Origin of the sequence: Cellulomonas jepli, assembly GCF_047229345.1 — a bacterium.
Classification (GTDB): Bacteria; Actinomycetota; Actinomycetes; order Actinomycetales; family Cellulomonadaceae; genus Cellulomonas_A.
In genome coordinates, this window is the sequence record NZ_JBFTER010000052.1 from 19,244 (window position 1) to 31,582 (window position 12,339).

Sequence of the window (12,339 nt, forward strand, 5' to 3'; positions counted from 1 at the left end):
CACGTCGCGACCCCTGCACCCAGGAGGCACCCGACCATGACGGACACCCACCCGTCGACGTCCACCGGCCAGGACTCCCCGGCGACCCCGGGCTCCCCCACGGCCGTCCCGAGCACCCCGACCGACGACGCGCCGGCCCGCACGCGGCCGCTCGAGACCGCCCGCGCGCAGCTCGCGAAGGCCGTCGACATCCTCGGCTACGACGACGGCCTGCACCAGATGCTCGCGACCCCGCGCCGCGAGATCACGGTCGCGATCCCGCTGCGGCGCGACGACGGCACGACCGAGCTGTTCTCCGGCTACCGCGTCCAGCACAACATCTCGCGCGGGCCCGGCAAGGGCGGCCTGCGGTACGCCGCGAGCGTCGACCCGGACGAGGTCCGTGCGCTCGCGATGCTGATGACCTGGAAGTGCGCGGTCGTCGAGCTGCCGTACGGGGGCGCCAAGGGTGGCGTGACGATCGACCCCCGGCGGTACTCGTCGGCCGAGCTCGAGCGCGTCACCCGGCGCTACACGAGCGAGATCATGCCGATGATCGGCCCGGAGCGGGACATCATGGCGCCCGACATCGGGACCGACGAGCGCACGATGGCGTGGGTCATGGACACGTACTCGGTCAACCGCGGGTACACGATCCCGGCGGTCACCACGGGCAAGCCGCTCGCGGTCGGCGGGTCGCTCGGGCGGGCGACCGCGACGTCGCGCGGGGTCGTGCACGCGGCACGCGCGGCGCTCGCCGAGGCCGGGGTCGGGATGGACGAGGTCACGGTCGCGATCCAGGGCTTCGGCAAGGTCGGCTCGCACGCGACCCGGTTCTTCGCCGAGGGCGGCGCGCGCGTCGTCGCGGTCAGCGACGAGTACGGCGGCGTGCACGACCCGAGCGGCCTGGACGTCCCGGCTCTCCTCGCGCACGTCGCGGCGACCGGCTCGGTCACCGGGTTCGAGGACGCCGAGCCGATCGACAACACCTCCCTCCTGGCCCTCGACGTCGACGTGCTCGTGCCCGCCGCCGTGGAGGGCGTGCTCGACGCCCGGACGGCCCCGTCGGTCAAGGCCCGCTGGGTCGTCGAGGCGGCCAACGGCCCGACGACGCAGCGCGGCGACGAGCTGCTCGCCGAGCGCGGCGTGATCGTCGTGCCCGACATCCTCGCGAACGCCGGCGGCGTCGTCGTGTCCTACTTCGAGTGGGTCCAGGCGAACCAGGCGTACTGGTGGACCGAGCGCGAGATCGAGGAGCGCCTCGAGGGCCGCATGGTCAGCGCGTACGAGGCCGTGGCGCGCACCGCGCGCGCCGAAGGTCTGTCGCTGCGGGACGCCGCGCTCACGATCGGCGTGCGCCGCGTCGCCGAGGCGCACCAGATCCGGGGGCTGTACCCCTGACGTGCGCCCGCGGGCGGCCGTGACGTGAGCCACGTCCGGGCCGCCCGCGGGAAGCGTCCGCGCCGTCCCCGTGTTGCCCCGAGGTGACCTCCTCGATCCCGCTCTCCGTCCTCGACCTGTCCCCCGTCGCCGCCGGCGCGTCCTCGCGCGACGCGCTGCTCGCGAGCACCGAGCTCGCCCGGCGCGCCGACGCTCTCGGGTTCGCCCGGTTCTGGGTCGCCGAGCACCACGCGATGCCGGCCGTCGCGTCGACGTCGCCCGCCGTGCTGCTCGCGCACCTCGCGGCGGCCACGGAGCGCATCCGGGTCGGCTCGGGCGGGGTCATGCTGCCCAACCACCCGGCGCTCGTCGTCGCCGAGCAGTTCGCGATGCTCGAGGCGCTGCACCCCGGGCGCATCGACCTGGGCATCGGCCGCGCGCCGGGCGCGGACCCGCGCACCGCGGCAGCGCTGCGCCGCACCGTCGAGGGCCTGGGTGCCGAGGACTTCCCCCTCGAGCTCGTCGACGTGCTCGCGCTCCTCGGCAGCGGCCCCGAGGGCCACCCGCCGTCCGCACGCGCCGCGCGGCTCACCGCGACGCCCGCGCCCACGTCGGCCCCCGAGGCGTGGCTGCTCGGGTCGAGCCTGTTCAGCGCGCAGCTCGCGGCCGAGCTCGGGCTGCCGTTCAGCTACGCGCACCACTTCTCGACCGGCCGGACCCACCAGGCCGCCGCGGCGTACCGCAGCACGTTCCGGCCGTCGTCGGTGCTCGCGCAGCCGCGCCTCATGGTGTCCGCGTCGGTGATCGTGGCCGACACCGAGGAGGAGGCCCGCTACCTCGCCGGACCGAGCCGTGTCATGGCCCTGAGCCTGCGCAGCCCCCGGCCGCTCGCGCCGATCGTGACGCCCGAGGACGCGCAGCGGATGCTCGCCGACCTCGACCCGGGCACCGCGGACCTCCTCGCGCAGCTGCCCGGGACGCAGATCGCGACGACGCCCGAGCGTGCCGTCGCCGAGCTCGCCGGCCTGGTCGCGCGCACGGGCGCCGACGAGCTGCTCCTCACGGCGACGACCCACGACGTGGCGACACGGATCGCGACGCTCGAGGCGATCGCGCCGCTGTGGGCCGAGGCGGACGTGCGGGCCGGGGAGCCGGCGGCTCGCTGACGCGCGGTCCGGGGGCCGGGCGCCCGGGAGACCTTCCGCGTCCGCGAGAGCGGGACGGCCCCCGCGCCGCAGCCCCGGGCTCGCCCAGGCCCGGCCCGGGCGTCCCGGGCACGCCTCAGCGCGGGACGCCGGGCTCCGGCTCGGCGGGCGGGTGCGGCGCGTCCGGGACGCGGGTGACGGGCACGAGCCGCGACTCGCGGCCCTGAGGGTCGGACAGCACCAGCACGACGCCCTCGACAGCGGCCGTGTCGCCGGCCCCGTCGTGCGCGGCGGCGGAGCCCGTGCCGGCCCCTGCCGCCGCGTGCTCCGCACGGACCCGGACGTCCCCGGCCAGCAGCGCGAGCACGGCCTCCTCGCGCTGCGTGTGCTCGGGCGTGCCGGCCATGCGCGTGCTCACGACCGTCCCGAAGCGCAGGACGCCGTCCTCGAGCCGGTACGTCGAGCGCAGGCGGTTGACCCCGCCCGTCCCGTACACCTGCCCGTCGGACTCGAAGGTGAGCGCCGGGCGCGAGCGCTCCGGGACGTCGCCGAGAGGCTCCCCCGCGACGTCGACGAACTGCCACGGCGCTGCGGTCAGGTGCACGGCTCCGGTCACGTGCCGATCATGGCACGCCGCCCCGGCGCCGTCAGGACCCTCGGCGCACCCGTCCGGCGCGCGGTCGGCTCACTCGCGCGGCTGGCGCTCCGCCCAGTCGGCGAGCAGCACGCGCGGGCCGGTGTAGAACGGCACCTCCTCGCGCACGTGCCGGCGGGCCTGCGTCGCACGGAGCTCGCGCATCAGGTCGACGATCCGGTGCAGCTCGTCGGCCTCGAACGCGAGGATCCACTCGTAGTCCCCGAGCGCGAACGCGGCGAGGGTGTTGGCGCGCACGTCGGCGTAGTCCTTGGCCGCGCGCCCGTGCTCGATCAGCATCTCGCGGCGCTCGTCGTCGGGCAGCACGTACCACTCGTACGAGCGCACGAACGGGTACACGCACAGGTAGTCGCGCGGGTCCTCGCCCGCGAGGAAGGCCGGCACGTGCCCGCGGTTGAACTCGGCGGGCCGGTGCAGCGCGACGACCGACCACACGGGCAGCAGGTGGCGGCCGAGCGCGCTCGCACGGAAGCGCTGGTAGGCGCCCTGCACGGCCTCTACGGAGTCGCCGTGCCACCAGACCATGAGGTCGGCGTCGGCGCGCAGGCCGGCGACGTCGTACCAGCCGCGCACCACGAGGTCACCGATCGCGGGGGTCGGGCCCTCGCCGCGGACGGCCGCCTCGGCCTCGGCGACGAGGAGCGTGCGCTCGTCGTGGTCCTCGGGCAGGGGCTGCTCGAGCGCGAAGACGGAGAACATCGCGTACCGGATCGCCCCGTTGACGGCCTCGGCGACCTCGGGGGCGTGCCCGCCCTCGTGGTGCCCGTGCCCGTGCCCGTGCGCCGCGCGCGGCTCAGGGTCCGGCGTGCCGGCGGCCGGTGTCGTGGGTCCTGCGCTCATCGCTGCTCTCCTGCGGTCTGCGGGGTGGTCGTGCCGTCGACGGGGTCCGACCCGCACGCCGCGGGCACCCCGTTGTCCTCGCCGGCGCGCAGTCGGCAGCACCCCGGCCGGCACACGTCGGGCCACGGGTCGAGCCCGCCGACCACGAGACGCTCGACGTCCTCGCCGCGCTCCGCGGCCGCGCGCTCGACGACGAGGTCCACGAGCCCCTCCACGAACGCGGCGCGCACCCCGACCGTGTCCGCGCGCACGGCCGTGACGCCGAGCTCGCCGGCCGTCTCGAGCGCCTCGGTGTCGAGGTCGAACGCGACCTCCATGTGGTCGGAGATGAACCCGATCGGCGAGAGCACGACCGCGCGCATGCCCTGCGCGGCACGCTCGGTGAGCAGGTCGTTCACGTCCGGCTCGAGCCAGGGCTGGCTCGGCGGGCCGGAGCGGGAGCAGAACGCGAGCGTCCAGTCCACGTCGTGGCCGAGCCGCTGCCCGACCTCGGCCGCCACGACGGCGCCGACGTCGAGGTGCTGCGTCCGGTAGCTGGGACGCTGGGCGCCGGACGCCTCCTCCATCGTGTCCGGGATGGAGTGCGTGACGAAGACGAGCGGCGCGGTCGCGGCCATCTCGGCGGTCGTCGCGCCGGTCTGCTCCGCGAGCGTGGTGTACGCCTCGACGACGGCGTCGGCGTTGGCCCGCACGAAGCCCGGGGTGTGGAAGTAGTGACGGAGCTTGTCGACCACGAGGCCCGCGCTGCCGTCGTCCCCCGTCGGTGTCGTGGCCCCCAGGCCGCGCAGCGTCGTCGCGAGGTTCTCGCGGTACTGGCGGCAGCCGGAGTACGAGCCGTACGCGCTCGTGACGATCGCGAGCACCCGCGTCGACCCGCCGTCGCGCAGCTTCGTCAGGCCCTCGTCGGTGTACGGCTCCCAGTTGCGGTTGCCCCACGCGACCGGGACGTCGATGCCCCGGCGCGCGAGCTCGTCCCGGAGCGCGGCGAGCAGCGCGAGGTTCTGCTCGTTGATCGGGCTGCGTCCCCCGAAGTGCGCGTAGTGCTCGCCGACCTCGGCGAGGCGCGCGTCGGGGATGTTCTTCCCGCGCGTGACGTTGCGCAGGAACGGCAGGACGTCGTCGGGTCCGTTCGGGCCGCCGAAGGAGAACAGCAGCAGGCCGTCGTACGGCGCGAGCGAGGTGGGGTTCAGGGTCGAGGAAGCCACCAGAGGATCATCCCACCGCCCGGCGGAGCGGCCCGGTGACGGCGGGCCGGCCCGCGGTGACGTTGTCGCGACGGGCTGTCAGATCCGCGTTTCCACCCGGTCGCCGGGATGCACACGGGCCTGCGACCTCCTACCGTGCTGGAGGGGATCCCGGGACGTGGGGCGCGTTCCGGGGCGTACGCACCAGGCAGCAGCGCACACCGGACGAGGGAGCAAGCCGCGTGGACCCGACCCGCCTCGACGCGCTCGTGGGCCATGCCCTGGGCCGTCGCTACCGCATCGACGGCACGCTCGGCCACGGCGGCATGGGCACCGTCTTCGCCGCGACCGACGTGCGCCTGCGCCGCCCCGTCGCGCTCAAGGTCTTCTCGCTCGAGGGTGTCCCCGCACGGGACATCGGCCGGTACGCGGGCGAGGCCCGGGTGCTCGCGAGCCTCTCCCACCCCGGCCTCGTGGCGTTGCTCGACGTGGGCGCCGACCAGGGCCCGGAGGGCGAGCCGCTCGCGTACCTGGTCATGGAGCTCGTCGACGGCGTGACGCTGCGCGAGCGGCTGGACGCCGGCCCGATCGACCCGGTCGAGGTCGCGGACATCGGCCGCCAGCTCGCGGAGGCGCTCGGGCACGCGCACGCGGCCGGGGTGGTGCACCGCGACCTCAAGCCCGCGAACATCCTGCTCGCGCACGAGCCGGTGCTGTCCGGCGACGCCGAGGCACCGGCGACGGCCACGAAGCTCGCCGACTTCGGGATCGCGCAGGCGCTGGGCGGCCCCACGTCCGGGGACACCTCCGCGGGCCGCACGCTCGGGACGGCGAGCTACCTCAGCCCGGAGCAGGCGCTCGGGCGCCCGCTCGGCGCCACGTCGGACGTCTACTCGCTCGGGCTCGTGCTGCTCGAGTGCCTCACCGGCGAGCGCGCGTACCCGGGCGAGGCGCTGTCGAGCTCGCTCGCGCGCCTGCTCGAGTCCCCCGAGGTGCCCGACTCGCTCGGCCCGACGTGGTGCTCGCTCCTGCAGGAGATGACCGCGAGCGACCCGACGATGCGGCCCAGCACGACGGAGGTCGCCGAGCGCCTGCGCCGCCTGCGGCGCCCCGCGCTGTGGGACCGCGTCGCGGCGCGGCTCGGCTGAGCGCTCAGGCCACCGGGAGCGCGTGGGCCGCGAGCTCGGCCGCGATCTGCTGACCCCAGCGGCGGACCGCGTCGAGGTCGCGGTGGTCGCCCTCCCGGGCGCGCGCTCCGGCGATGATGGTGCGCTCGGTGAACGACAGCACGCTGCGGTCGAGCCGGCCCGCGAAGCTGCGGTGCGCCACGGCGCCGACGTCCTCGCGCAGGCGGGCGACCTCGTGCGGGGAGTTCGCGGAGGCGGCGGGCTGCGTGGCGAGGCCCGACGAGAAGAGCCAGACGGGCCGCTCGCGCAGCTGGTCGCGCAGCCGCACCGCGAGGTCCCGGGCCTCGGGGATCCAGTGCGCGGTGTACACGGCGGAGCCGAGGACCACGGCGTCGTACCCCTCGAGGCTCGCGACCTCCGCCGGGGAGCGCTCGTCGACCTCGTGCCCCGCCTCGACGAGCGCTCGTGCCAGGACGGCGCCGATCTCCTGCGTCGCGCCGTGCCGGGATGCCGCTGTGACCAGGATCTTCACTGCTCTCACCTCTGTCTGCCGCCGGTTCCGGTGCGCGTGCGTGCGTCGGGGCGCTCGGCGGTCGTCCGCGCGATCCGGGAGGACCGTGCGCCGCTCGTCGCCCTGCACCCCATCGTGCGCGCGCACCCCCGCCGCGTCGTGGGTCGGAGGTCCCCCGGGACCTGTGACCCACGACCGGTCGCCGGACCACCGTTTCGTCCCGAACGTCCGAGGAGGCATGCTGGGTTCGGCCGTACGGCGTCGATCGGCGCCGGGGCGGCCCTCTCGTGCGCACACCGGCCTCGGGAGCCCTCGACCTGGAGCCGTCACGTGCGCCGTCGCCCCGTCCTCGCGAGCACCGTCCTCGCTGCCGCCCTCGTCCTCGCCGGGTGCGGCGCGAGCGAGCCCGAGAGCTCGCTGCCGACCGTGAGCGGTGAGTTCGGCGACAAGCCCGAGATCACCTTCCCCGACGCCGAGCCGCCCGCCGAGCTCACGACCGACGTCCTCTCCGAGGGCGACGGACCGGAGGTCGCCAAGACCGACCTCATCGTCGCCGACTACCTGGGCCAGGTCTGGGGCGGCGAGGTGTTCGACAACTCCTACGACGCCAAGGGCGAGGCCGAGCCCACGCCGCTCACCATCCCCCTGAGCCAGCTCGTCCCGGGCTGGGCCAACGGCCTCGAGGGCGTCAAGGTGGGCAGCCGCGTGCTGCTCTCGCTGCCGCCCGAGGAGGGCTACGGCGAGGAGGGCAACGAGCAGGCGGGCATCGAGGGCACCGACACCATCGTCTTCGTGGTCGACGTGCTGAACAGCTACGGCGCCGACTCGAGCGCCCAGGCGGACGCCGAGCCGGACGCCGCCGCTGCCGCCTCGGTCGCGCCGCAGGTCACGGGCGAGCTCGGCAGCGAGGCGACCGTGACCGTGCCGGCCGGGTCCGCCGAGCCGACCGAGGTCGTCACGACGGTGCTCGCCGAGGGCACGGGCGAGCCCGTCGCCGAGGGTCAGCTCATCGCCCAGTACTCGGGCGTCGACTGGGCGGGCTCGAGCATCGGCAGCTCGTGGCAGGACGGGACGCCGCAGGCGTTCCCCGTCTCCCCGGACGAGCCGACGTTCGCCGGCCTGGTCGGGGTGCCCCTCGGCAGCCGGGTCCTGCTGCAGATCCCGTCGGCCGAGGCCAGCCCGGCCATCGCGGTCGTGATCGACCTGGTCGACCAGTCGTAGCACGCACGCAGCTCGCGCGAGGGCCCGGTACGCCACGGCGTGCCGGGCCCTCGTGCGTCCGGCGCGGGGCCCGAGGTCCGTGCGCTCCCTTCCCGGACCCACCGGGACCCGCCGCGACCCGCCCGCCCGCGGCACGACGGCCGTACGCTGGGCCGATGGAGACGCCGGCGCCGCGCACCACCTACGTCCTGGTCGACGGGGAGAACATCGACGCCACCCTCGGCTCGTCGATCCTCAGCGGTCGCCCGACCCCCGAGCAGCGTCCGCGCTGGGAGCGGGTGCTCGACTTCGCGCAGCGCGCGTGGGGCGGCAACGCGAAGGGGCTGTTCTTCCTCAACGCGTCGAACGGCACCATGCCGATGTCCTTCGTGCAGGCCCTCGTCGCGATCGGGTTCCAGCCGATCCCCCTCGCCGGCGAGAGCTACGAGAAGGTCGTCGACATCGGCATCAAGCGCACGCTGACGGCGCTCGCCGACCGGCCCGGTGACGTGCTCCTCGCGAGCCACGACGGCGACTTCACCCCCGAGATCGAGGCCCTGCTCGGCACCGACCGCCACGTCGGCCTGCTCGCGTTCCGCGAGTTCACGAGCTCGGCGCTCGCGCAGCTCGCCGACCGCGGGCTCGAGGTGTTCGACCTCGAGACGGACGTCAAGGCGTTCAACGTCCAGCTCCCGCGCCTGCGGATCATCCCGCTCGACGAGTTCGACCCGCTGCGCTACCTCTGACGCCGGGACCCGCGGACGCCGCCCCGCCAGGGCGTCGTCCGCGGCGCACCCCGGCCGGCGGTCACCGGCCCGGTCAGTCCGCGAAGACGCCCGCGAGGAACTCGCTCATGCGCTCCTCGACCATCGGCCCGGAGCCGGTCGCGAGGATCGCGAGCCCGTGCGCACCGCCCGGGACCTCGAGGTAGGTCGTGGGGTCCTCGGACCGCGCGACCCTGCGGGCCGCGGTCGCGTTGTCCGCCGCGCTGCCGATCACGAGGAGCGGGCCCGTGTACGCCGAGTCGGCGGAGGCGGCCGAGCCCGCGTCGGACACCGCGGCCGGGCTCAGCGCGAGCACGCCCGCGGGCGGCGGGTCGAGGTCGTCGGCGAGCGCCGTGGACATCGCAGCGCCGACCGAGGACCCGACGAGCGCGTAGGCGGTGACGCCCTCGTCGACCAGCACCTCGACCGCGCTGCGGAGCGAGGCCGCGGCGTCGCGGGACCACGCGAACGACGCCACGGTGTAGCCCTGCGCCGCGTACGCCTCGAGCGTCGGTGCCCACTCGCAGTACGTGTCGCCCGACTGCGGGGCGAAGACCAGGCCGTCCGCGCCCTCGCCGAGGGTCACGACGACGACGGGCTCGTCCTCCGGGCCGGTGGCGACGGCGCGTGCGTCGGAGGGCACGCAGTCGGGGGTGTCGATCTCGCGCGGGCCGGTGGGCGCGGCGTCGGCCGTGGGCTCCGCCTCGGGGCCGCCGTCGCCTCCCCCGCACGCTCCCAGGAGGGCCGCGAGCGGCAGCACGACGAGCGCGGCGACGTGGCGGGCCGTCCGGGACAGGGGCATGCGGCCGTTCTAGGGCCCGACGGCCGTCCGGTCAACGGTGCACGCGTCTCCCGGCGGCCGTCCTGACCGAAGGGGCAGAGGCACGGTCCCTGTGCGCGGAGGCGGAGACGTCCGGGCCGCCTCAGTGCGCGGCCGGAACCTCGAGCCGCGCGCACGCCGCCGCGTACCGGTCGAGCGCAATCGCGGCGAGCCGGTCGTCGGGCGCGAGCGGCGGGCTGACGACGTCGCCGCCGGCCTCGAGCACCCGGTCGTGGAAGAAGCCCGGCGCGAGCAGGTACGCGGCGACGACCACGCGCGGGGCCCCGGTGGCCCGCGCCGTAGCGACGGCCTCCGGGACGCGGGGCGTCGCGCCCGCGCCGTAGCCGATGTGCACGTCGCGACCGAGCCGTCCCGCGAGCCCCGAGCCGATCGCCTCGACGGCCACCGCGGCCGCGGGGTCGGTCGAGCCGGCCGCGGCCAGCACGACGGCGTCGTCCTCGCGCAGCCCCGCCTCCGCGAGCCGGTCCGCGAGGAGGTCGACCAGGCGCGGGTCCGGGCCGAGCGGTGCCGCGGCGGCGGCCGGGTGCCCCTCGACGGACTGCGCGATGTCGACGCGCACGTGGAAGCCCACCGAGAGCAGCAGCGGCACGACCACGGCGGTGGAGCCGTCGGGCTCGACCGCGCCCGCGACCACGTCGGGGACCTCGGGCTGCTGCACGTCGACGAACGCCTCACGCACGTCGAGGTCGGGGCGCTGCCGCCGGATCGCGTCGAGGATCGAGCGGATCGCGGCCCGGCCGGCCACGCTGTCGGTGCCGTGCGAGCACCCCACGAGCACCGGCGGCGGCGTGTGCGTCATCGTCATCCCTCGCTCACGAGCTCGAGCCGGTAGCCGCGCTTGACCACCGTGCGGATCAGGGCCTTGCTGCCGGTCGCCTCCCGGAGCCGCGCGACGGCGACCTCGGCGGCGTGCGGGTCCTGCGAGTCACCCGGCAGCACGGAGAGCAGGTCGGAGCGCGGGACGACGGCCCCGCGCGCCGCGGCGAGCAGCCGCAGCACCTCGAGGCCCGACGGCGAGAGCGGCAGCACCCGGCCGTCGAGCACCGCGGCGCCGCGGTGCACCTGGAGCGGGCCCGCGACGGTGTCGAGCGTCTGCAGCCCGCCGTAGTGCGCGACGAGCGTGCGCACGAGCGACCCGAGCCGCCCGCGGTCCGGGACGATCGGGGTGATCCCGCGCTCGACGAGCGGCTTCGCCGTCACAGGGCCGACCGCCGCGGTGACGACCTGCCCGCGCCCGGCGAGCCGCACGAGCGTCGGCAGGACACCGGCCTCCTCCGCCGCGGCGAGCCACGCGGCCGCGCCCGGCGCCGACGTGAACACGACCGCGTCGATCTCCCCGGCGGCGACCGCCCGCACGGACGCCGCGAGCGCCTCGGGGTCGGGCGGCGGCCCCCAGCGGTAGACGACGAGGCTGCGGACCTGCGCGCCCGCGACCTCGAACGCGCGGTCGAGCCCGTCAGCCCCCGCACCGTGGTGCTGCACGGCGACCTTGAGCCCGGCGACGCCCTCGTCGAGCAGCACCTGGGCGATCTCGGCGCTCGTCTCGGACTCGGCGACCCAGTCGGCCTGGAGCCCCGCGGCCTGGATGGCGCCGCGCGCCTTGGGCCCGCGCGCGACGATGCGGGCGTTCCGGAGCACGGCGGTGAGCTGGTCGGCGATGCCGACGGCGTCGGCCGCCTCGATCCAGCCGCGGAAGCCGATGCCGGTCGTGACGACGACGACGTCGGGCGGGTCGGCGATGAGCGCACGCGTGCCCGCGACGAGCGCGGCGTCGTCCTGGTTGGGGACCATGCTGAGCGCCGGGGCGTGCCGGATCGCCGCGCCGCGGCGCGCGAGGGCCGCGCCGAGCTCGGCCGACCGGCGGTCCGCGGTCACGAGCACGACGACCCCGGCCATGGTCTGGTCGATGTGGTCGCTCACGAGGTCATTGTGTCCTGGCCGGATGTCGGTCGTGTGTCGGGCCCGTCGTCCGGCGGCGGCGGGGGCACGAGGAGGCCGTCGGCGGCGACCGCGCCGACGACGATGACGGCGGGTGCACGCACGCCGGCCTCGCGGGCTGCGGCGACGATCCCGTCGAGCGGGGCCCGGGTCACGCGCTGGGCGTCGAGCGTGCCGCTCTCGATGATCGCGACCGGCGTCGCCGGGTCGGTGCCGGCGCCGAGCGCGGTCGCGACGAGCTCGCCGAGCACGCTCACGCCCATGAGCACCACGAGGGTCAGCGACGCGTCGCACAGCCCGGCGAGCGCGGCGCGCGAGAGCCCGTCGTGCCCGTTGACGACCTGCACCGAGCCCACCGTGCCGCGGTGCGTGAGCGGGATGCCGGCCGCGGCCGGCACGGCGAACGCGCTGCTCACGCCGGGGACGACGGTCACGGGCACCCCCGCCTCGCGGCACGCGAGCACCTCCTCGCCGCCGCGCCCGTAGACGAACGGGTCGCCGCCCTTGAGGCGGACGACGAGCTCGCCGCGCTGGGCCCGCTCGACGAGGATCCGGTTGATCTCGTGCTGCGGGACGGCGTGGTTGCCGGGGGTCTTGCCGACGTCGATGACCTCGACGTCCGCGGGCAGCTCGTCGAGCACGGCGGTCGGCCCGAGGCGGTCGGTCACGACGACGTCCGCCTCGGCGAGCGCCTGGCGCGCCCGGTTCGGCACGCACCTGCCCGAGCGGCTCACCGAGGAGCTCGCGACGCTGCGCGCGCGGCTCGGCACGGTCT

13 protein-coding genes are annotated in these 12,339 nt (G+C 76.1%); 5 read left to right on the plus strand and 8 right to left on the minus strand.

Annotation, left to right across the window (positions count from 1 at the left end; translation table 11 throughout):
* Positions 1-36: 36 nt before the first annotated feature.
* Together AB6N24_RS13235 and AB6N24_RS13240 are read left to right on the plus strand one after the other, a co-directional pair.
* Positions 37-1,380, plus strand: a complete 1,344-nt coding sequence (locus AB6N24_RS13235) for a Glu/Leu/Phe/Val family dehydrogenase (RefSeq protein WP_412869861.1) — start codon at positions 37-39, stop codon at positions 1,378-1,380.
* Between the two features lie 83 nt (positions 1,381-1,463).
* Positions 1,464-2,525 carry an LLM class flavin-dependent oxidoreductase gene (locus AB6N24_RS13240; protein ID WP_412869862.1) on the plus strand — a complete coding sequence of 354 codons (1,062 nt, stop codon included), beginning with the start codon at positions 1,464-1,466 and terminating at the stop codon, positions 2,523-2,525.
* A gap of 115 nt (positions 2,526-2,640) precedes the next feature.
* Here the strand turns inward: AB6N24_RS13240 and AB6N24_RS13245 are convergent, their stop codons facing one another.
* The 3 genes from AB6N24_RS13245 to AB6N24_RS13255 all read right to left on the minus strand — a co-directional run bounded on the left by AB6N24_RS13245 (position 2,641) and on the right by AB6N24_RS13255 (position 5,204).
* On the minus strand, positions 2,641-3,120 hold the full coding sequence (locus AB6N24_RS13245) for an META domain-containing protein (protein ID WP_412869863.1): 480 nt from the start codon (positions 3,118-3,120) through the stop codon (positions 2,641-2,643).
* Between the two features lie 69 nt (positions 3,121-3,189).
* Positions 3,190-3,999 (minus strand): hydrogen peroxide-dependent heme synthase, encoded by an 810-nt coding sequence (gene hemQ, locus AB6N24_RS13250; protein ID WP_412869864.1) that lies wholly within the window; start codon positions 3,997-3,999, stop codon positions 3,190-3,192.
* On the minus strand, positions 3,996-5,204 hold the full coding sequence (locus AB6N24_RS13255) for a ferrochelatase (protein WP_412869865.1): 1,209 nt from the start codon (positions 5,202-5,204) through the stop codon (positions 3,996-3,998). Before AB6N24_RS13255 ends, hemQ begins: the two co-directional genes overlap by 4 nt.
* A gap of 221 nt (positions 5,205-5,425) precedes the next feature.
* Between AB6N24_RS13255 and AB6N24_RS13260 the strand changes: the two genes are divergently transcribed.
* Positions 5,426-6,331 (plus strand): serine/threonine-protein kinase, encoded by a 906-nt coding sequence (locus tag AB6N24_RS13260; RefSeq protein ID WP_412869866.1) that lies wholly within the window; start codon positions 5,426-5,428, stop codon positions 6,329-6,331.
* Positions 6,332-6,335: 4 nt separating this feature from the next.
* Here the strand turns inward: AB6N24_RS13260 and AB6N24_RS13265 are convergent, their stop codons facing one another.
* Positions 6,336-6,842 carry a flavodoxin domain-containing protein gene (locus AB6N24_RS13265; RefSeq protein ID WP_412869867.1) on the minus strand — a complete coding sequence of 169 codons (507 nt, stop codon included), beginning with the start codon at positions 6,840-6,842 and terminating at the stop codon, positions 6,336-6,338.
* A gap of 309 nt (positions 6,843-7,151) precedes the next feature.
* On the opposite strand from AB6N24_RS13265, the gene AB6N24_RS13270 reads away from it, so the two are divergent.
* Positions 7,152-8,042, plus strand: coding sequence for an FKBP-type peptidyl-prolyl cis-trans isomerase (locus tag AB6N24_RS13270; RefSeq protein ID WP_412869868.1), 891 nt, complete (start codon positions 7,152-7,154; stop codon positions 8,040-8,042).
* Positions 8,043-8,197: 155 nt separating this feature from the next.
* A complete protein-coding gene (locus AB6N24_RS13275) occupies positions 8,198-8,767 on the plus strand; it encodes an NYN domain-containing protein (protein WP_183295690.1) in 570 nt (189 codons plus the stop codon).
* A 73-nt stretch (positions 8,768-8,840) separates the two neighbouring features.
* On the opposite strand, the gene AB6N24_RS13280 is transcribed toward AB6N24_RS13275, so the two are convergent.
* The 4 genes from AB6N24_RS13280 to cobA all read right to left on the minus strand — a co-directional run.
* Positions 8,841-9,587, minus strand: coding sequence for an alpha/beta fold hydrolase (locus tag AB6N24_RS13280; RefSeq protein ID WP_412869869.1), 747 nt, complete (start codon positions 9,585-9,587; stop codon positions 8,841-8,843).
* A gap of 121 nt (positions 9,588-9,708) precedes the next feature.
* The gene (locus tag AB6N24_RS13285; RefSeq protein WP_412869870.1) at positions 9,709-10,425 is read right to left on the minus strand and encodes a sirohydrochlorin chelatase; all 717 of its coding nucleotides are present in this window, start codon (positions 10,423-10,425) and stop codon (positions 9,709-9,711) included.
* 2 nt (positions 10,426-10,427) lie between these two features.
* A complete protein-coding gene (locus AB6N24_RS13290; protein ID WP_412869873.1) occupies positions 10,428-11,522 on the minus strand; it encodes a uroporphyrinogen-III synthase in 1,095 nt (364 codons plus the stop codon).
* A gap of 20 nt (positions 11,523-11,542) precedes the next feature.
* On the minus strand, positions 11,543-12,339 hold a 797-nt coding region (cobA, locus tag AB6N24_RS13295), incomplete at its 5' end, for a uroporphyrinogen-III C-methyltransferase (protein WP_412869871.1).